Annotated in this window: 22 protein-coding genes; 13 read left to right on the top strand and 9 right to left on the bottom strand. The window is 33.0% G+C overall.

Annotated features, from left to right (window positions below):
* Positions 1-27: 27 nt before the first annotated feature.
* Entirely contained in the window at positions 28-414 is a 387-nt protein-coding gene (locus AAGU07_RS14930) for a roadblock/LC7 domain-containing protein (RefSeq protein WP_342459888.1), read from the top strand.
* 412 nt (positions 415-826) lie between these two features.
* Here the strand turns inward: AAGU07_RS14930 and AAGU07_RS14925 are convergent, their stop codons facing one another.
* Positions 827-1666: a fumarate hydratase gene (locus AAGU07_RS14925; protein ID WP_342459887.1), complete on the bottom strand. Its 840-nt coding sequence runs from the start codon at positions 1664-1666 to the stop codon at positions 827-829.
* 380 nt (positions 1667-2046) lie between these two features.
* On the opposite strand from AAGU07_RS14925, the gene AAGU07_RS14920 reads away from it, so the two are divergent.
* Entirely contained in the window at positions 2047-3126 is a 1080-nt protein-coding gene (locus AAGU07_RS14920; protein ID WP_342459886.1) for an acyltransferase, read from the top strand.
* A gap of 205 nt (positions 3127-3331) precedes the next feature.
* Positions 3332-3685, top strand: a complete 354-nt coding sequence (locus tag AAGU07_RS14915; protein WP_342459885.1) for a hypothetical protein — start codon at positions 3332-3334, stop codon at positions 3683-3685.
* Between the two features lie 97 nt (positions 3686-3782).
* Here the strand turns inward: AAGU07_RS14915 and AAGU07_RS14910 are convergent, their stop codons facing one another.
* The 7 genes from AAGU07_RS14910 to porC form a co-directional block, all read right to left on the bottom strand.
* Complete coding sequence (locus AAGU07_RS14910; RefSeq protein ID WP_342459884.1) at positions 3783-4361, bottom strand: MEDS domain-containing protein; 579 nt, start codon at positions 4359-4361, stop codon at positions 3783-3785.
* 232 nt (positions 4362-4593) lie between these two features.
* Positions 4594-5025, bottom strand: a complete 432-nt coding sequence (locus AAGU07_RS14905) for a 4Fe-4S binding protein (RefSeq protein ID WP_048082856.1) — start codon at positions 5023-5025, stop codon at positions 4594-4596.
* A 10-nt stretch (positions 5026-5035) separates the two neighbouring features.
* Entirely contained in the window at positions 5036-5527 is a 492-nt protein-coding gene (locus AAGU07_RS14900; RefSeq protein WP_342459883.1) for a 4Fe-4S dicluster domain-containing protein, read from the bottom strand.
* Between the two features lie 12 nt (positions 5528-5539).
* Positions 5540-6406 (bottom strand): pyruvate synthase subunit PorB, encoded by an 867-nt coding sequence (porB, locus tag AAGU07_RS14895; RefSeq protein WP_069581773.1) that lies wholly within the window; start codon positions 6404-6406, stop codon positions 5540-5542.
* A gap of 1 nt (position 6407) precedes the next feature.
* Positions 6408-7559 carry a pyruvate synthase subunit PorA gene (gene porA, locus AAGU07_RS14890; RefSeq protein ID WP_342459882.1) on the bottom strand — a complete coding sequence of 384 codons (1152 nt, stop codon included), beginning with the start codon at positions 7557-7559 and terminating at the stop codon, positions 6408-6410.
* Between the two features lies 1 nt (position 7560).
* Complete coding sequence (porD, locus tag AAGU07_RS14885) at positions 7561-7803, bottom strand: pyruvate synthase subunit PorD (protein WP_048082852.1); 243 nt, start codon at positions 7801-7803, stop codon at positions 7561-7563.
* Between the two features lie 8 nt (positions 7804-7811).
* On the bottom strand, positions 7812-8342 hold the full coding sequence (gene porC / locus AAGU07_RS14880) for a pyruvate synthase subunit PorC (protein ID WP_069581777.1): 531 nt from the start codon (positions 8340-8342) through the stop codon (positions 7812-7814).
* Positions 8343-9154: 812 nt separating this feature from the next.
* On the opposite strand from porC, the gene AAGU07_RS14875 reads away from it, so the two are divergent.
* The 7 genes from AAGU07_RS14875 (at position 9155) to AAGU07_RS14845 (ending at position 15660) form a co-directional block, all read left to right on the top strand.
* Entirely contained in the window at positions 9155-9670 is a 516-nt protein-coding gene (locus AAGU07_RS14875) for a hypothetical protein (protein WP_342459881.1), read from the top strand.
* A gap of 243 nt (positions 9671-9913) precedes the next feature.
* Complete coding sequence (locus tag AAGU07_RS14870; RefSeq protein WP_342459880.1) at positions 9914-11482, top strand: dihydropteroate synthase-like protein; 1569 nt, start codon at positions 9914-9916, stop codon at positions 11480-11482.
* A 67-nt stretch (positions 11483-11549) separates the two neighbouring features.
* Complete coding sequence (locus tag AAGU07_RS14865) at positions 11550-12479, top strand: TIGR00269 family protein (RefSeq protein ID WP_342459879.1); 930 nt, start codon at positions 11550-11552, stop codon at positions 12477-12479.
* A gap of 4 nt (positions 12480-12483) precedes the next feature.
* Positions 12484-12684 (top strand): MoaD/ThiS family protein, encoded by a 201-nt coding sequence (locus AAGU07_RS14860; protein ID WP_342459878.1) that lies wholly within the window; start codon positions 12484-12486, stop codon positions 12682-12684.
* A gap of 134 nt (positions 12685-12818) precedes the next feature.
* Positions 12819-13832 (top strand): site-2 protease family protein, encoded by a 1014-nt coding sequence (locus AAGU07_RS14855; protein WP_342459877.1) that lies wholly within the window; start codon positions 12819-12821, stop codon positions 13830-13832.
* Positions 13833-13922: 90 nt separating this feature from the next.
* Entirely contained in the window at positions 13923-14783 is an 861-nt protein-coding gene (locus AAGU07_RS14850) for an ARMT1-like domain-containing protein (RefSeq protein WP_342459876.1), read from the top strand.
* Positions 14784-14820: 37 nt separating this feature from the next.
* On the top strand, positions 14821-15660 hold the full coding sequence (locus AAGU07_RS14845; protein ID WP_342459875.1) for an NAD(P)-binding domain-containing protein: 840 nt from the start codon (positions 14821-14823) through the stop codon (positions 15658-15660).
* A gap of 3 nt (positions 15661-15663) precedes the next feature.
* Here AAGU07_RS14845 and AAGU07_RS14840 read toward each other — a convergent pair whose 3' ends face one another.
* Entirely contained in the window at positions 15664-17862 is a 2199-nt protein-coding gene (locus AAGU07_RS14840) for an ATP-binding protein (RefSeq protein WP_342459874.1), read from the bottom strand.
* A gap of 283 nt (positions 17863-18145) precedes the next feature.
* Here AAGU07_RS14840 and AAGU07_RS14835 point away from each other — a divergent pair, with 283 nt between their 5' ends.
* The 3 genes from AAGU07_RS14835 to rnc all read left to right on the top strand — a co-directional run bounded on the left by AAGU07_RS14835 (position 18146) and on the right by rnc (position 19697).
* Entirely contained in the window at positions 18146-18370 is a 225-nt protein-coding gene (locus AAGU07_RS14835) for a hypothetical protein (protein WP_069581798.1), read from the top strand.
* A gap of 294 nt (positions 18371-18664) precedes the next feature.
* A complete protein-coding gene (locus AAGU07_RS14830) occupies positions 18665-18871 on the top strand; it encodes a hypothetical protein (protein ID WP_342459873.1) in 207 nt (68 codons plus the stop codon).
* Positions 18872-19043: 172 nt separating this feature from the next.
* Positions 19044-19697, top strand: coding sequence for a ribonuclease III (gene rnc, locus AAGU07_RS14825; RefSeq protein WP_342459872.1), 654 nt, complete (start codon positions 19044-19046; stop codon positions 19695-19697).

Below are 19697 nucleotides of genomic sequence, written 5' to 3'. Positions count from 1 at the left end.
AAAATCAATTAAACCAGTGATTTAAAAATGAGGCCAATTTCAGAGCAAATATATGAAGTTCTTGAGGATATGCAGGAGCGTGCTGATATCAAGGAGTCCTATGTTATCCGGAAGGACGGACTGATATTTACTTCAAGTAATCCTCATGTTAAAAACCAGAGAATAGCTGCAATGTCTGCATCTTTACTGGAAATTGGTAAAAAAACCCTTGAAGATGTAGGTAATGATGAGCTAAAGCGCCTTTTAATAACTGGAGAGAAAATACAGATAATTATTATGGGTTTCTCATCTGTAGCTTTGGTATGTTCTATGAATTCGAATGTCAATACGGGTATGGTTTTTTTAAGGATGAAAAAAGCAGTAGAAGAAATATATGATATAATGCAGGAAGCTTACGGATCTGATGCAATATAATGTCATATCTCTTTTTGTTTTGTCGTGAAATTATTATGTATACTTTGATTTGTTACAGTTAAATCGTTATTAATTAGTTTGTGGCTGTTTAACTAAATTTAAATTCCTATAATGTGCACCAGTTTAAGTGTCTATTATGGTTCCACTAACATGTTTGCTATCTATCGCTTGGAACATCCTGTATATCATCCTTTGAAACTTCATGGAGATTCTTGATGTGATAACGTTGGAATTCCAGGATATATGCCTTGAACCAAAATTTACTTTCTAATTATTATTTGCCTGTTTTGCAGTAATTTTTGTAAGGGTATCGCCTGTTTGTGATTAGAAATTTTAAACTTTCTCATTTTATGGAAAAGATATTTTTTATAAAGTAAAAACAAAAAAGAGTAAAGGATTTTTAAATCTTATTTTAAGGCCGTAAAACAGCTTCTGCATGCCTTCCGGCCCAGCATTGAATACATACTCCTATTGGAAGTCCTGCAGTATGGGTATCTGCAGTTAGAATTTTCACATCGAGTGCTGTTGTTTTACCTCCAAGGCCCATTGGACCAATTCCAGTTTCGTTTATCTGGCGTAAAAGATCCTCTTCCAGTTCTGCAATCATCTTGTCTGGATTCCGTTCTCCAACTTTTCCAAGCAGCGCTTTTTTTGCAAGTTTCATGGCCATATCTGATAGTCCTCCCACTCCAACTCCCACAATTATTGGGGGGCATGGTTTTCCACCGGCAGCAATTACTGTATCCAGAACGAACTTTTTAATGCCTTCGATACCTTCTCCTGGTAAAGCCATTTTGAGGGCGTTGTTGTTTTCTGATCCAATACCCTTTGGAAAAACTGTAAATTCAATTTTTTCTTCATCAATAAGTTCTATATCTATTTGAGGAATCAAATTGCCTGTATTTGTACTTGTATTTTCTCTTGTTAGTGGATTTACCACGTTTGGCCTGAGTGGTATTTCTTTAGTGGCTCTTTTGACCCCATTTCTTATGCCTTCATAGAGGTTTTCAACTTCAACTTTACCAAGTTTAACAAAAATAATTGGGAGACCTGTATCTTGACACATTGGAACGTTAAGTTCTTCAGCAGCTTCAATATTATCGAGTATAGCTTTAAGATTTAGACATGCAATCTCATCATCTTCATTTTTATATGCCTCTTCAAGCGCTTTCCTGACATCATCAGGCAACTTGATTACGGCCTCTTTGAATAAGTTAAATATTGTATCTTCTATAGTACTTTGAGTAATCATGATAAACCTCTCTAATAAATATTATGTTTTGTTATTTAAATCAGTTATTTTCAAGCGTATTAAAAAAAACGAAGATATTAAGTTATTTCTTATAACTAAACATAACCCTTTCTGTTTGATTGTAATAGTAACTATTATTATTATCTTCCATAAATATATTGAATCAGCATAGCGGGGGCGGATAATTTGAAGGGAACGACATTATTTTTAGTTTTGATTTTAATTGTAGGCATTATTGAAATTTCAGGTTATAAAGACTTTCAACAAACTAATAGAATGTATAAACTCTCATAAAAGTTATTTTAGTAGATTTATAAAGTTTAATTATCTTAGAAACTTTCAAAATACTACTGGTTTAATATTACTAATCGGTGCTTAAATTGGATGAAAGCAAGCATTACATTCAAATAGATATTATAAAAGGACTTGCAATAATTGCAGTTATAACTTTACATGTATTACCTGGAAACTTAGCTAAAATTCCACTATCTATTTTCACTATAGAACAAGCAGTACCAATATTTCTTGTTATTATGGGTTTAAATGCAGCAATGTCCTTTAAAAGAAGGGGATACATAACTTTAAGTCAAATATATAATACGAACTATATTAAGGGCCGTTTTAAAAGATTACTCTATCCATTCATTGTTATTTTCATATTGTCTGCAATTTTAGGTCTTTTATTTAAGGGAGATCTTTACATAGGATTTTTAAGCATTTTAGGTTATTTACCATTATCTGGGCCTGGTAACTATTTTGTATCCATTATATTTCAGTTTGTTTTTGTTTTTCCTATATTATATTACTTATACAAGAAAAATCCTAAATTTACTTTAGTTTTAAGCTTTGTATTAACTTTTGTTTTTGAGATATTGGCCAATCAAATTCCTGTTTTAGAAAATAATTCATATCTTTATAGAGCGTGTATCTTAAGGTATTTATTTATAATAGCATTGGGTGTTTGGACCTTAGATAACTTTGATATTAACAGTTTAAAGACGGTGTTTAAAAGAAAACTTATAATAATGGGGCTAATTGTAAGTGTTGTTTATATGATATCAATTTCGGTTTTTAATTGGAATTTTATACACTTCCAGCCTGCATGGCAACCTCGTAACGTTCTATCTTTTTTTTACCCATTAGCTATATGTTTAGTCGGCTTGAGATATTTACCATTAGTTTCAGAAAAAATTTCTGGTTTATTTGGGTTCATTGGCAGAGCTTCTTACCACATTTTTTTAGTGCAGATAATAGTTTTTGGTTCAGGACTTTCAATGGCTTCAACTATTGAAGAATTTGGATTACAGCATATTTATGGAATAACCTCTTTAATTAGTAATATAATTATCCTGATTATAGTGGGTTCTTTATTTTTCATTCTGGAAATAAAATTCAAAGAATACATTTCTAAAAAAATAATTCAAAAACCCACATTTGATATTTCTAAGATATTTCATTGATGTGGTCACTGCCTATTGGAATTATAGCAATAATCTGATTTCTGTTAACGCTCATGTCCATATCATGTGTACAGTTTATACTTCATTAATAGGTTATATTGAAAAAAAAAACAAAATTTTTCCATACTGGTTAATTTAGGTAACTTGTTTTAAAAAATTCTATTTATTTAATCAAAAATTAAATAATAATTTAAATGGTAAATATTTGCACAATACTCTAGACATAAGCTTTGTTAAAATATTGTATGGGAAAGTAAAAATTATTGAAAATTACTTATGTAATACTTTCAATATAATTAGTAACATGAAAGAATATAATTACGATGAAGTCTGGACTGAAGTAATTAAATTCGTATTGGAATTACATAAAAACCCTAAACATAAGCCTAAAACAGTTAAAGATGCACAAAATATGTTGGAATTTATTCCCGCAATAAGAAATATTATTTATACAATTGATGACACTGATAAATATCTGGAAATGGTCATAATGGCAGATGAACTTGAAGAATTACTTCACGGAGACTTAAAAGAACTTCAAAATGGTGTAAATGAATAAGTTATTGGCAAACTAGTAATTTTAAGTTATATAATCCATTTGATGTTTTAGACATTAAATGATGATCAATTTTATTTTAAATTTCAAGTGCTACATGTTACATAAGTGCCCATTCACCTTCAAGCTCGGTTAGGGCGAACTGGTGATTATTAACTACGTCGATTACATCATCTGCATTACATTTATCAAGGGAATATGTACAAATGGCAAGCACATTGGATTTACCAAATACATCATTTATTTCTTCTTCATACTGGCTGAATTCATTCCAGTCTTCTTTTTCAAGCCAGAAAGTATTTCCACTTAGCCTTAAACCATCATAGCCCTTTTTTAAAGCATAATCCAATTTTTCAGCCCATCCATTTAAGATTCTATTTGAATCAAAGGCATCCTCCTTAAGATACCAGTCTTTGTAGGAGATAATTTCAATTTGCCCCTTTTTGAGATAACTATCTGCATAAGGAACAGCATTTTTTAATGCTTCTTCAGCCTCTTCTGTAGTTAAGGGTTGTGAGGTAACCCACATGCAGAACTCATTATTTTCAAGCCCTGCTTGAAAATAAGGGATCAGTATATCTATTAAGTTTTCTTTAGTTTGATAGAATTGACAAAAATGTGTGCCCCATGGTACTTCTCCAATAAGTTCAATACCTGACTTCCTTAATTGGTCTTTCATTCATATCTTCTCCACAAAGTAAAATCAATTCTTAAATATTGCTATTAACTTTAATATAATTATTGATTATAGTAAGATATTAAAATAGGACAGGAAATATTGTTTGGGGATTCTACAATTATAAATAGCATGATTTTAATTAATCTGCAGCTAATAAATTATTTTAAAATAAAATAAATTTTAATAAAAAAGAGTAAGCTTAATCAATTCTGATTAAGCATTATTGAATAAGTCAGTACCTCATGATCATCCTAAGTCTTTCAAGTTCCTTAGCGACTTTTTCACGCTTATCTAATATCATTTCTGATGAATCTTCTTTCAGACCGCCGGTTGGGCATGTGAGTACACAGCGAGGTGTTTCCTGATCAATACACAGGTTACATTTCTTTGCAATACCTTCTTCATTTATGTAGATGGCTCCAATAGGGCAGGCAGTTTTACAGAGGCCGCATCCTATACATGCGTCTTCATCAACTACAATTGCACCGTCTATTTCTTCTATGGCATCTTCTGGGCATATGTTTAAACAGGGAGCCCTATCTGGTGCACAGTGTAAACAGTGGATTGCAACTCCTTCTATAACTCTTATTGCATTTTGAGGGCATTCCCTTTCACATTTTGAGCAGTCTTCGCAAAGTTCTGGTCGTGAAATTAATTCTCTCATTTCATGCCTCCTATTTAAGAGCATCCTTTGCCCTTGTACCGTGTGTTAAAACACTTACGAGTCCTTTCTTTTTAGACTTTTTACCGATACCTGATAACTTTTTAATGTGTTCGGCCTGTTTCTCTAGCTTCATTTTCTCAGTATCTACAATGGAAATGGCTCTTTTGGAACATGCTTTAACACATGCTGGAGTATCAAGATCAGGGCACTGGCTGCATTTGTGTGCTTTTCTTTCATGTATTGAAATTGCCCCAAATGGACATATGAGCATACATAGAGAACATCCTATGCATTTTTCAGAGTCAATTGATCCCTCATCAATTGCATCTACAGGGCAGATTTTCATACATGGAGCGTCTTCACAATGCTGACAAATAATGGGGTAATAAGCACCTTCGACTTCTCTTACCATGATTCTTGATGTGCCGTGAAGTTTTTCACATGCTCCTTCACAATCTCCACATCCATCGCAAATCTCTGGTTGAATCAATACTTTTTCCAAGAATATATCCCCCTATATTTTAAGTTCAGCGCATATACTGTCCACATAATTCTGGATCTTTTCTTTTTCTTCATCCGCAAGATGTCTAAACCGTTTTTGAGCTTCTAAATATTCATTTACAGGTTTTCTCTGCAGTGGTTTGTATGTTACTTTAAATTCCCCATCTACAATTTCATAAAGCAACCATGAACCAGTATCGACAGCTAATCTTCCAAGTTCTATGGTTTTTGATGGATCGTATCCCCATCCGGTTGTACATGGTTGGTGGAGGTGGATATAAGCAGGTCCATCGATTTCGGTTGCTTTTTTAACCTTTTTCATGAAATCTTCAGGATATGAAATGGATGCTGTTGCAACGTAAGGAACACCGTGAGCTGCCATTATCATTGGAATGTTTTTCTTTGGCTTATCTTCACCAAAGCTTTCTTTTCCATGTGGTGATGTGGTTGTTGATGCACCGTATGGTGTTGCACCACTTCTTTGGACTCCAGTGTTCATGTAAGCTTCGTTATCGTAACATATGTAAATTATATTATGTCCCCTTTCCATAGCTCCTGAAAGAGATTGAAGCCCTATATCTGCTGTTCCACCATCTCCAGCAAATACTACTACATTAACATCATCTTTTCCCTGTGCTTTGAGAGCTCTTTCAACACCTGATGCTACCGCTGCAGCATTTTCAAATGCTACATGGATCCATGGGATGTTCCATGATGTTTCAGGGTATGGAGTTGTAATAACTTCTAAACAGCCTGTTGCAGATACTGCTACAGTGTTTTCACCTAGCATTTTAAGTGCAAGTCTTGCGCCTATGGTAGCACCACATCCAGCACAACCTCTGTGCCCAGCAGCAAGAAATTCTTTTTCAGGTACTTCCATTTTATGCTTCCTCCTCTTTTAAGCCGATCCAATTAATTGTATCGCTTTCAGTAGAATTTTTGGTAATTTCAATTATATTTCTTATATCTTCATTGGATACGTCACGCCCTCCAAGACCTAATATAAAGCCTCTGGCATCTACATCCATTTTAGCTTTGATCTCGTTGAACAGGACTCCTCCAATACCCAGTGAGATGTTTTTATCCAGAACAGCTACTCTATCCGCGTTCTTAATTGCATTGTATATATCTTCTTTAGGGAATGGTCTAAATGCTATTACTCTGAGAAGACCGACTTTATGTCCTTCTTTTCTCATGTTGTCTATAACTGCCTTTATTGTACCACAAAGTGATCCCATGGCTATGATGATCACTTCAGCGTCATCACACATGTAATTTTCAACTAAGTCGTACTTACGACCGAATTTTTCGGCGAATTCCTTGTTTACATCCCTTATTACGTCTTTAGCTCCTTCCATGGCTACTTCCATGTCATGCCTTGCTTCCATGTAGTAATTAGGATCTGTAAATGTTCCAAGTGACATCGGATCTTTAGGATCAAGATATGAATGTGTTGGTTTGTATGGAGGTAAAAATTCATCAACTTCTTCCTGTGTTGGGATATCTACTGGTTCAACTGTATGGGTGAGATAGTATCCGTCTACACAGACCATACTTGGAAGTAAGACTTTTTCGTTTTCAGAAATTTTGTAAGCCTGTAATACAAAGTCAAGAGCTTCTTGAGCATCTTCAGCAAAGAACTGCATCCATCCTGTGTCTCTTTGTGAGATTGAATCTTGCTGATCGTTCCATATGCTTAATGGTGCTGATAATGCCCTGTTTGCATTTCCCATTACTATTGGGTTTCTTAAACCAGCTGCTGCAAATAAGATCTCGTGCATTAATGCTAAACCCTGAGATGATGTTGCAGTAAATACTCGAACACCTGTACCAGATGCACCTACTGCGGCACTTATTGCACTGTGTTCTGATTCAACTCTTATGTATTCTGCGTTTAAATCTCCATTTGCAACAAAGGTTGCTAGATATTCCGAGATGGTTGTTTGTGGAGTTATAGGATAAACAGGTACGACTTTTGGTTTTGCAAGTTTAACTGCTTCTGCAATAGCCCTGTTTGCTGTAATAACTTTCATCTTATCCTCTCTCCATTTTAATAGCTTTTACAGGACACTCATGGGCACAAATCCCGCATCCTTTACAATAATCATAATCTATATCAGTTTCTTTAGTTATGCACCCTTCTGGGCAAAATAAAAAACAATTTTCACAATTAATACATTTGTCTTTATCTAAAACAGGTTTAAATGTTCTCCAACTTCCTGTTTTATTTTTGACACTGCTTCCAGGTTCTTTAACAGTTGCTCCTATGGCTGTCATGAAATCACCTATTTTTTAATTTTTTCATAGGCTATTTTAGCTGCATTAGCGTTCTTTTCACCTATTTTTCCGGGGAAAGTTTCTTTAGTTACTTTAATAAGAGAATCTAGTGAAACTATATTAGTTACTCCTGCGAATGCTCCTAACATAACTGTATTGACAATTGGAACTCCTAAAATATCCAGAGCAATTCCTGTGGCGTCAATATTATATGAGTCTACATTTTCTCCAAGATTAACGTCATCTGTGGTATTTATAACTACTTTTCCACCATCTTTAAGCCCTGATAATACATCTACCGCTTCTAAGAGAGTTTCATCCAATACAATAACATGATCAGGATTATAAACTTGATATCTTCTTCTTATTGGTTTATCGTTTATTCTTGTAAAAGCCATGACTGGTGCACCTTTTCGTTCAGCACCGAAGAACGGGAACGCTTGACAATACTTTCCATCTTCAAAAGCTGCTTTTGCTAAAATTTCAGCAGCAGTCACTGCACCCTGTCCACCACGTCCATGAAATCGAATTTCGATCATACTGTACCTCCATTCCTCATGTATAATCATTATAAATTAGGATATATATATATTTTTAATCATGACAAATTTTATTTTTGTAATATTATTTGATTATAGCTAGAGGCTAAAAAAATTCAATTCTTAAATATATTTTCTTAATATAAATAGAGAACTGTTAAATGAAAATAAACAGATGTGAAGTCCTAATAAAAAATATCTAATTACTATTTTTAGTCATAGTTATGCAATCTTTTTATAAATTATAGCAATTGTTAACTTATTTTTATAGTGAATGATGTAACTTTTTTAACTTATAAATTTTAGGTATTCGAAAATCGTAGATTTTCGATGCTCTCGAACATTTCATGTTCAGGCCGAGGAAACTTCGTTTCCTCCGGCATCACAATCAAATTGTGAAAGTTTCCTAAAGTTTTTGGCCGTAATTACGTATTTAAATGCAAAACGCATAAACAAATTACCCTATTAACTAATTTGCAAAAACTGTAAGTTTTATGCACCTGCGAAATTAACAATTTTGATATTAGCCAAAAATATTTGGTCATTCACTATAAAATTGTTTAAATGGTTAAATGAATTAAAAACAATATGTTTTAGATATGATGGGCAAAATTAGCCTCTTTTATATTTTATAGGTATAAAAAAAATGTTTATAGCTATTTTTTTGTAAAATAAATTTTTAATAATTCAGTATTATCCAAGAATATATTTAACTATAGTTAATACAGTTTTAGTACTAATTTCCAGTGGTTTTATATAATTTGACAGGATATAATTGATAGAAACTACTTACATTATATGGAGAGAGGTTGATGAATTCAACAGAAATAGATAAAAATAGATTAAATGCTCTGGTTAATGAAGCTGTGCAAAATTATGATGTTGCTGATAAAAAGAATATTTATGCAGAAATTGGTGCATCTTTAATTTCAATGGGTCTAGAAGCAGATGGTGACTTTAAAAGTAAGTGTTTATTAAAGCCTCGAGAATCTTTTGATTTTAAAAAAGAACCTCTTAATTCCAGAAAGTTATTTGTAGATACTATATCCCGTGAAATTCCTGCTGAGAGTGCAGAAAAAATAGGAAAAAACTTCTGGGAAATTTTTAAAAAGAAAGCTAAATCTTACATATGTGGAAATGAAGGCATAATTAAACTTATAAAGGATGGAAAAGTGAATGAAGCACTTAAAAGTACAATTACTTTGATATTAATTCCAATGGGAATATCTGGGCTGTGGATCCCTGCAATAGCAACTATAATTAGTGGAATACTCATTCTTCTTTTAAAATCAGGAATAGAAAGTCTCTGCAATCTAAACGATACATAACTTTTGATTATTTTTTTAGTTAGCTCCTTAAAATTGATACATTAATTAATTTATTTTTAAGTAGTTAAATCTAATAATTAGAAACTACTTATTGAATTTAATTACAGTTAGCTCATGGCCGTAACATTTTGATGTGTTATGTTAAATGCCTTTGATTTAAGGGCCAAATCATTTATAGAATTTAAACTGCACTCCGGTCGTGAGCGATTATCGATACTTCTCAATTAATTTGTAAGTGGTAACATGAAAATCTTAATAGTAACAGGTAAACTTGCAGGTAAGCTGGTTAAGGATATTTCAAGCAAATCTAAGCAAGAAGTGTATACTCATGTAGTAGATACGCCAATTGCGGCATTTTTAACTCCTCGGAAAATATTGAAAGAACTGAACAACCTGGAAAACGTTGATGTTCAGTCTTATGATGCAATTATAACTCCGGGACTTATACGTAAAGATGTAAGTGTTATAGGTGAAGAAACTGGAATTCCAACCTATAAAGGCCCAAAAGACGCTGCAGATTTAAATGTAATCCTTGAAATGGTGGATGAACTGGAACTTTCATCTCAGATACCTGCAGATAAATTAATTGAAGAAGAACTGAAGAAGCGGGCCTTGAAGTTTATAGATGACTTTGAGAAGGATGAAAAAAACACTAAAAAACTTCTTAAAAAGCCTGAAAATATCCTTGTAGGTAACCTGCCTGTGGGTGAAGACTTCCCAATGAGGGTACTGGCTGAAATTGCAAATGCACCTTTACTCAGTAAAGACGAACTCCTGAAGCGGGCAAAATATTTTGTAGAAAATGGGGCTCAGATGATAGATATTGGAATGATTGCCGGTGAAAATAAGGCCGATAAAATTCCAGAAATGGTAAAATTATTGAAAGAAAATCTAAATGGCATCCCTATAAGTGTTGATACTTTGAATCCTGTAGAAATTAAAGCAGGGATTGAATCAGGGGTTGACATGGTTTTAAGCCTTGATCACGGTAATTGTGAGGAAGTACTGCCTTTGATGGAAGAAAAACAGATTCCTGCAGTTATACTGCCAACAGATTTCGGAAAGAACTGGGTACCTCATACTGTGGAAGAACGTGTTAACTCACTGGAAAGTCTCGTACAAAAATGTGGAAAAATCGACGTGATAGCTGATTTAATTCTGGACCCTATTAACAGTAAGAGCATAGTTGAGTCAATAATAGCGTGCCATGATTTCAAAGCACGAAACAAAGCGCCTTTATTCTTTGGAGTCGGAAATGTCACTGAGCTCCTGGATACAGATTCTGTTGGGGTAAATGCTCTGCTATCTGGAATTGCAATGGAACTTGGGGCAAGTATTTTATTTACGCCTGAAGAAAGCGGTAAAACACTTGGAAGTGTTCATGAACTTTCAGTTTCGTCAAAAATGATGTTTCTCTCAAAACACAGGGGTTCTACAGCAAAAGATCTGGGTATAAACCTTATAATTTTAAAGGATAAACATAGGGGAGAAACATTAATTGAAGAAGTTGATGCGCCTGTATTGGAAGGTGCAGAAAACTATAAATTCACCCAGGACCCTAAAGGGAGCTTTAAAATAATAGCTGAAAATGGTTTTATAAAGGCGGTGCACTATATTCATTTGAAGCCAGATATGGTCATTAAAGGTAAGACTGCAAAAAGTGTATATGATGAAATAATTAAACAGGAACTTGTTTCAAGAATTGAACACGCAACATACCTTGGTGCCGAGCTTCAAAAGGCTGAAATAGCAGCCAAACTTAATAAAAACTATATTCAGGATTTTCCATTATTTAAAAATTTAGATTATTAATTTAATTTCCAATTATTTAAAGCAATAATTCAAGATGTAAATTACAAGTTAATTTTAGGTTATAATCATGAAAACATGCACTAAATGCGGCGCGACGCCTGTAATAATACATAGAAAAGCCTCGGGGCAAATGCTGTGTAAAGACTGCTTCATTGAATCAGCAACTGAAAAAGTTTTAAGAAATATTCGCAGAAATAAGCTCATAGAACGTGGAGATAAAGTTGCAGTTGCTTTATCTGGTGGGAAAGATAGTGTAATGGTTCTTGACATCGTTAATTCGCTCCATGAAAGAAACATAATAGATCTTTTCGCCATAACCATTGACGAAGGTATAGAAGGATACCGAAAGCATGGGGTGGAAATTGCAGCGAAAAACGCCAAAAAATTGGGTATAGATCATAGAATAGCATCATTTAAGGATTACTTTGGAAAAACACTCGATGAAATTCTGCATAATGAGTCAAGGCAGCACGGTGCATGTACTTATTGTGGAGTATTTAGAAGGTGGATCATTAACAGGGTGGCAAGGGAAGAAAATGCCACCAAAATTGCAACAGGCCATAATTTAGATGATGAAACCGAAGCAATACTAATGAATTATCTTGAAGGTAACATAGATAACCTCACAAGAATTGGGGTAAAATCAGAACCTAAAAATGATAAATTCACCGTCAAGATAAAACCAATTAGGGAAATTCCAGAAAAAGAAGTGGCGTTATATGTAATTGCCCGTGAGCTGGATGTTCATTTTGATGAGTGCCCTTATTCAAAGGAATCATTCCGGGGAGAAGTTGGAAGATTTGTAAAAGAACTATCTGCCAATCACCCTACTATAATGTATTCGACCCTTAAAGGCTTTGATAAGATAAAGCCTGCCATAAAAAAAGAATTTTCAGGCAAAAAAGTAAATATGGGAAATTGTATACAATGCGGTGAGCCAGCATCCCATGAATTATGCAGGGCGTGTCTGTTTGTTAAATCATTAAATGGAGAATAGTAACATGGAAGTAACAGTGATCTTTGGAAAAAATGAAGAAAACAGAGTAATTCAGGAAAAAACAACCATTAAAGAAGTACTTGATGCAATGGATATTTCTTCTGAGACAGTTGTTGTCAAAAGAAACAATGAAATCGTGATAGAAGAAGAATCCCTTGTAGATGGGGATGTAATTGAAGTTATACGTGTTATATATGGGGGATAATATTTCTCATGATTTTTAAGTGCATTAAGTTGATTCAATGTTTCTTCTCCCATAATTTAAATTTTATAGAATTTATAAATAATAAAAACCAGTATATAGATAACAAAGTTTGATCCTAACTTGGATGTGAATATGTGGAAACAACTGATGCCATTGAAAACTGCGTTTCAAATCATTTCAATGTAAAAAGTGTTTATAGAGAGCCAAAATCATTTTATTTTGTAGTTTATGATTACCGCAGAGAGAAATTTCTTCAACTGGTAAAAGATCTTGATAAAATAGGATACCTACCTTTTATTGATGAATATGGGGAGAATTATAAAATAAATATAGTTAATAAGCCTGAATCTGCTGAATCAAAGGTTCATCTCAATATTTTCCTTTTTTTAGTAACAATTATTACTACTGTATCTGCAGGATATATGCTTGGAGGGAACATTTGGGAAGGAATAACTTTTTCAATAGCGTTATTGGCAATAATTGGATCACATGAAACTGCACACTTCTTTGCAGCAAGAAAACATGGTGTGAAGGCTACACTACCTTATTTTATACCAGGTATCCCTCCAATAGGTACTTTTGGAGCAGCTATAAATGTAAAATCTGCGATACCCGATAAAAATGCCCTTTTTGACCTTGGAGTCAGCGGGCCCATTGCAGGGTTTATTGTAACAATTCCAGTACTTGTAATTGGTATTTCATTGTCATATCTGGCCCCTATGAGTAGTACAACCATGCAGATGTTTCCATCTCTTCTTATATATGTCCCGATGGCCCTTGCATTTCCTGCTGTACCTAACGGGTATGGTGTAATATTGAGTCCAGTAGCTTTTGCTGCATGGGTAGGGACAATCATTACTATGCTCAATTTAATGCCAGTTGCAGTTTTAGATGGAGGTCACATTTCAAGGTCCATTTTCAATGCGAAAATTCATCATTATGTATCTGTAGCAGGCATAGTCGTAACAGTATTCCTTGGATGGTATGCAATGGCATTATTAATGGCAGTATTTATTTTATTTATGGCAAGAACACATCCTGGTGCATTAGATAATGTTTCTAAACTCAGCAGAAATAGAAAGATAATTGCAGTATTGACAATTGCCATTTTCATCCTCTGCCTGACACCTGCACCACGAACATTTTAACAGAACTCATAAATTAAAAAATTCAGTATTTTAAGCTAATTACAAAATATACATGTTAATATTTTTTAAAAAATAATAAGAGGAATTTAAATGAAAGTTTACTATGAATGTGCGCCCTGTTTTTTAAGACAGGCCAAAGAAGCACTTGATCTTGCAACAGATAATCAATCACTTAAAATGGAAATCATGGAAGAACTGGTAGGAGTTGTGTACAATGATTTTCATAAAGGGGCGGTTTCTAACGTTGTTGGAACTAGGATACACCGAATTATTAAAGATAGAACTGGAAATGAAGACCCCTATCTTTTAGAGAAGCGGAAAGGGAATGAGATAGCGTTAAAATTCCTCCCAAAAATTAAGAAAATATTAAATGGGAGAGATGGGCTTGAAACATATATAAAAGCTGCTATTACAGGTAATCTAATAGATTTTGGGGCACTTGGAGTCAACTTTGATGTTGAAAAAGCTATTTGCAAGAATATGGAAAAAGAAATTGCATTAAATCAAATTGATAAGCTTGAAAATGAACTCAAATCTGCAAAAAATGTCCTTTACCTGGCAGATAACAGTGGAGAAATAGTCTTTGATAAATTGCTCATAGAAAAGCTTAAAGATTACGATGTAGATGTTACAGTTGCTCTTAAAGAAAAACCTATACTTAACGATGCATGTATTGAAGATGCAGTTCAAATTGGGCTTGATAAAGTTGCAAAGCTTGTATCAACAGGTACGGACTCAATAGGTATTTTATATGCAGATATATCTGAAGAATTCAAAAAAATTTTTGAAGAAGCAGATCTTGTAATCAGCAAAGGACTTGGAAATTATGAAGGTATAACTGAAATGGAATTAGGGGATAAACCCGTATTCTGTCTGTTCAACGTTAAATGTAATGCTGTTGCAAAGAGCGTTGGCGCTAACGTAGGGGACAACGTTGTTTTGGAACTTTAATTGTAAAATTATCAAGATACTGTAGTTGGGTGATTTGATGAAAATAGGATTTTTAGGGTTTGGAGAAGTTGCTTCGACTCTGGCAGCAGGACTTTTAAATAACGGCGCCGATGTGTTTACATGTGTTCTGGGCAGAAGCTTGAAAACAAGGGAACTGGCCAAGAAAATGGAGCTGAATCTATGTAAATCAAATCGAGAACTTGCTGAATCTTGCGACATTTTAATTTCTGTAGTTACTCCTCATCAGGCAGTTAAAGTAGCTAAAGAAGTTGGAAAATATGTTAAAGGGATTTATATTGATATAAATAATATTTCGCCTTCAACTGCTGAAGAAGCGTTGTCGCACATTGAAAATGGGAAAACAGCAGATGCTTCAATAATAGGCAGTGTACGAAAAAATGGGGTGAATGCCCATATACTTGTATCGGGACCATTTGCAAAACAATTTGCAGAATTAAACCAATACGGGATGAATATATCTGTTATAGGTAGTGAAATAGGGCAGGCTTCTGCTATTAAACTCTTTAGAAGTTCATTTACTAAAGGAATTTCTGCATTACTTTTTGAAACGCTTTATTCTGCTTATAAAATGGGAATTGATGAAGAAACTTTAAAATACATTGCAGAAACTGAAGGTGAAGGCTTCAGGGAGTCTGCAGTATCCCGTATAATAAGCAGTGCAGTACACTCAAGGCGAAGGGCTGAAGAGATGGAAGAAGTTATTGAGTTAATTTCAAAAAACAGTGATGCTAAAATGGTTAAAGCAACATTTGAGTTTTTTAAACAGCTTTATGGTGAAATTAACGGCATTGACAAGCGGCCTGAGGATTATAAAGAAATTTTTGAAATTATGGATAATAAAAATAGAAAAAATTAGAAATTAATATGGAATAGTAAAGTAAAAAGTCGATCCAACATCCGGCTCTGATTCAACCCATATCCGTCCACCATGGCGTTCAACGATCCTTTTGGCCACAGGTAATCCAATTCCACTTCCTTCATATTCTTCTTTTGTATGTAATCTCTGGAATATGGTGAAAATACGGTCAAAATATTGCTCTTCAATTCCAATACCATTATCAGCAACAGAAAATACATATTCATTTCCATGTTCCTTACATGAGATGTGGATTTTGGGCTGAACTGCAAACTGTCTAAATTTAATGCTATTTTCAACCAGGTTCTGGAATAACCGTAAAAGCTGACCTGAATCTGCATTTACCTTTGGAAGTTTATCATAGGTTATTTCTGCATCATTATCTTCAATTAAGGTTTTTAAACTGGAGGTAGTATAATCTATGATTTCTTCAGTGTTTGTTAGCTTAAACACTTTTCCTCTTGATACTACTCTTGAATACTGCAGTAAATCCTTAATCATTTCCTGCATTCTGGTTGAAGCGTCAACGATGTACTCCATGAATTCATCAGAATCTTCGTCGATTTTGTTTTTATATCGTTTTGCTAAAAGCTGTGTGAAACTTGCAATGGTTCTAAGCGGTTCCTGTAAATCATGTGAAGTTACATAAGCAAACTGTTGAAGCTCTTCATTTGAACGATTTAAATCAGCGGTAAGTTTTTTCAACTGTTTTTCATAAATATCCTTTTGAGATTCTACAGAATCCTTTAATTTTGAAATATATATGCTGAATTCTTCATTGGTATTCTCTAAGTTGATTATCTTTTGATTTAATTCTTCAACTCTCAATTTTTTAGCGTCTAATAACTCTTTGGCTTCTTTTTGTTTCCTTAGAACTTCTTTAACGCGTTTTTCAAATAATTTTTCAGAATTCTCATACTTTAAAAGGATTTCATTGAATTCGTCATTGGATTTTTCAAGTTCAATAACTTTTTGATTTAAGTTTTCAATTTCTGAATTTGAGATAGCTACTAGTTCTGCAGAGTTTTTAAGTTCACTAATATCCCGATTTATGAGTATGTATTCTATGGCAGGGCTGTTATTATCACGTTTGGCTATAATTATGCTCTTTATATTGATAGGGCTGCCGTCTTTACTGTAATGAATAAACTCAGAATTTAAATATTCATTAGTTCTCAAGTACTCTAAAACTTTTAAACGTTCTATGGGACTTTCTTTAGATTTAAATACATTATAAACAACTTTTCCAATTACTTCGTCTTCTTTCCAGCCGTATATATTCTGGGCAGCATCATTCCACATTTTTACGCGTAATTTGCCATCAACCACAATTACTGCATCACTGACATTATCGATGATTTCCTCATTGAGATTCGACATATTTTCATTTTTAGTAGTTTCCAGCTCTTCAGCATGAGTTTCAATTAAATTCTTAATAAATTTCTCATTTTCTATCTTAGAGTCTTCATATTTTGAAATAATCTCTTTGAACTTATCATTGGTTTTTTCAAGCTCAGCAATTTTTTGATCCTTCTTTTTAGCTTCCAAATTTTTGATATTTAACAACTCTTCTGCTGCTACTTGCTTCTCCAGGATTTCATTAACCTGTTTTCCAACAGATTCTGCACTTTCAGAAATTTCATATTTTGAAATAATTTCTTTAAATTCCTGGTTGGTTTTTTTGAGTTCATTAATTTGTTGATTAAGGTCTTCAATTTCTAAGATAGAATTTTCGGATTCTTTTTGTTTAGATAATAAATCCTGCGCACGATTTTCTACCAGTTTATCCAGGAAATCTCGTTGATTTTCGCTAATCGTATCTTCATTTCGTTTATAATCAGTGACATCTGTTAAACTAAGTAATATTCCCGTTACCTCATTGTCATCTTTAACTGGTTTAATTACCCAGTCCCAATAAGTAATTCCTAATTCTGAATGTTCGAGCGGCATGGAATATGCAAAATATGGCTTACCACTCTTAACTACGTTTTTAAATATTTTTTCGTTCCCTTTATGTGGGTAAAGGTCAAAATGGTTTTTTCCCACAAAAAAATCGGGAGTTTTATTGCTTTTTTTAGCATATGCTTTATTTACTCCAATAAAATTAAAGTCCTTGTCTAGATAAGCTATCATAAAATGTGTATGGTCAAAAATAGTTTCCAGCATCAAAGCATTTCCTGAGATTTCATTTGATAAATTCATATTATCCCCTATCTCAATTTTAAATTTTAAAGAGCCCAATATGCGAATTAGGATTGAACTAATTCAGAATTGTTGATTTATGTATATTTATTTTTCTATATATTCTTCAAGCATTCATTTTTTGAATGTATAAAAACTTTATTAATTTTTTTTATAATATTTATTACCATTTTTGAATTGTCAGTACTTTTTACTTTAGAGTTGTATGTATTTACATACCTGTTGCACTATTATGACTAAATATAAAAGTTAGTAATACTAAATTATAGGTAAGGGTGATTAAATGGAAAATATTGGAAATGTGATAATGGAGAGTGAAAGTAACTTAAAAGAAATAGAGAGTGATATTAAAAATACTGGAAAACCATCAGATGAATCTTTGGATCAGGCAAATGAAATTCTGGATAAGTTAAATGCAGAAGTAGATGGAATTTCAGATAATTTCATGTCTTCAGCTATAAATGAAATTATTGATCTTTATAAAAAAATACTGGAAGAATACAGATAGGGCAGTTGCTTTTGGATATCTGGGCGGAAAATTACACATCTAATAATTATTTTTTCTTGTTTAATTTAAAAATCCTTATTTTTTACTTTTTATTATTTAAATTTGATAAAGTAATCAATGCATTTTGTGCTATCTTTTAAAATAAAATTAGGCTTTATTAATTTTGAATCAGCCAATAATGTGGAATATACATTGAAAAAATTTATTAATTTGTTTAGATATAAATAACAAAAGAATTGCTTTTTATATAATGTATTGCTTAGAATGCTATCATGAGTTTTCAAGAGGGTTTTTATGGTTGTAGATGAACAAGTAGAAGAATGTCAGAATGCTTTAGAAAAGCTTATAGGTAAAAAAATTGTTGAAATTAAATTTAAGCCATATAATCACGACTGCTGGAAACTTTTTATAACTACAGATAAAGATGAGCTTGTTATGATATTTTGTAAAGACTGGAAGTGCCCAGTTACTCAATACAAGGATGATAATCATAATATATAATATTGGGGTCGATTTAAAATATCAAAAAGGTAATATACTAAATTTAAAGGTTTTAATCATAAATAAACATATTAAAACTTTTAATAATTGTTATTGTGATAAATTATAAACGTTTTTTCTATGAAATTGGATAACTAAAATTTTATTATGTCTTAATATTAATTAAGATAATATGCAATTACTAGAAACATTTTCAATTGAACCTGTTAACACCAGCCTTTATGAGCTGGCTTTTCTTCATGAGTCTTATTCAAATGAAAACGGCATCGATGAATGTTATGAAAGGTTAGAATTTTTAGGTGATGCTGTTCTTGAGATAGCGGTTTCTGAATTTTTATACAATATGGATTCTAATTTAACTGAAGGTGAATTAACAAGTTTACGTTCAAATTATGTATGTAAAAAAGCACTTCATGTTTATTCTATGGAACTGGGCATGGATCAGTACATAAAATTAGGGGCGGGTCAAGAATTAACCTGCCGTGAAGTTGATTCGATTATCAGCGATGTATTTGAATCATTTATAGGGGCTTTATATCTTGATTTGGGCCTGGATGCTGTGAAGGAATTCCTCTCCAAAACAGTTATGCCACATATAGAAAATAAGGACATCTTTTTTTGTGATTATAAATCTAAATTAAAGCAGTTATGTGATCAAAGTGGTGTCGATGTGGTTTATGAGTTAATACGGGAGGAAGGGGAACCTCATGATAAGACATTTGGTATGGCTGCTGTTATCAACGGTAAGAACTATGGAACAGGTACCGGTGGAAGTAAAAAAGAAGCCCAGCAAAAAGCTGCCAAAATTGCACTGGATAATCTTTAA

The organism is Methanobacterium sp. (genome assembly GCF_038562635.1).
Taxonomy (GTDB): Archaea; Methanobacteriota; Methanobacteria; order Methanobacteriales; family Methanobacteriaceae; genus Methanobacterium_D.
This window is presented reverse-complemented; position numbering and strand designations above follow the sequence as displayed.

Coding starts and splice junctions, on each gene's coding strand:
- AAGU07_RS14930 (WP_342459888.1), top strand. CDS start 28: ATGAGGCCAATTTCAGAGCAAATATATGAAGTTCTTGAGGATATGCAG.
- AAGU07_RS14925 (WP_342459887.1), bottom strand. CDS start 1,666: ATGATTACTCAAAGTACTATAGAAGATACAATATTTAACTTATTCAAA.
- AAGU07_RS14910 (WP_342459884.1), bottom strand. CDS start 4,361: ATGAAAGACCAATTAAGGAAGTCAGGTATTGAACTTATTGGAGAAGTA.
- AAGU07_RS14905 (WP_048082856.1), bottom strand. CDS start 5,025: ATGAGAGAATTAATTTCACGACCAGAACTTTGCGAAGACTGCTCAAAA.
- porB (WP_069581773.1), bottom strand. CDS start 6,406: ATGGAAGTACCTGAAAAAGAATTTCTTGCTGCTGGGCACAGAGGTTGT.
- porA (WP_342459882.1), bottom strand. CDS start 7,559: ATGAAAGTTATTACAGCAAACAGGGCTATTGCAGAAGCAGTTAAACTT.
- porD (WP_048082852.1), bottom strand. CDS start 7,803: ATGACAGCCATAGGAGCAACTGTTAAAGAACCTGGAAGCAGTGTCAAA.
- porC (WP_069581777.1), bottom strand. CDS start 8,342: ATGATCGAAATTCGATTTCATGGACGTGGTGGACAGGGTGCAGTGACT.
- AAGU07_RS14875 (WP_342459881.1), top strand. CDS start 9,155: ATGAATTCAACAGAAATAGATAAAAATAGATTAAATGCTCTGGTTAAT.
- AAGU07_RS14870 (WP_342459880.1), top strand. CDS start 9,914: ATGAAAATCTTAATAGTAACAGGTAAACTTGCAGGTAAGCTGGTTAAG.
- AAGU07_RS14865 (WP_342459879.1), top strand. CDS start 11,550: ATGAAAACATGCACTAAATGCGGCGCGACGCCTGTAATAATACATAGA.
- AAGU07_RS14860 (WP_342459878.1), top strand. CDS start 12,484: ATGGAAGTAACAGTGATCTTTGGAAAAAATGAAGAAAACAGAGTAATT.
- AAGU07_RS14850 (WP_342459876.1), top strand. CDS start 13,923: ATGAAAGTTTACTATGAATGTGCGCCCTGTTTTTTAAGACAGGCCAAA.
- AAGU07_RS14845 (WP_342459875.1), top strand. CDS start 14,821: ATGAAAATAGGATTTTTAGGGTTTGGAGAAGTTGCTTCGACTCTGGCA.
- AAGU07_RS14840 (WP_342459874.1), bottom strand. CDS start 17,862: ATGAATTTATCAAATGAAATCTCAGGAAATGCTTTGATGCTGGAAACT.
- AAGU07_RS14835 (WP_069581798.1), top strand. CDS start 18,146: ATGGAAAATATTGGAAATGTGATAATGGAGAGTGAAAGTAACTTAAAA.
- AAGU07_RS14830 (WP_342459873.1), top strand. CDS start 18,665: ATGGTTGTAGATGAACAAGTAGAAGAATGTCAGAATGCTTTAGAAAAG.
- rnc (WP_342459872.1), top strand. CDS start 19,044: ATGCAATTACTAGAAACATTTTCAATTGAACCTGTTAACACCAGCCTT.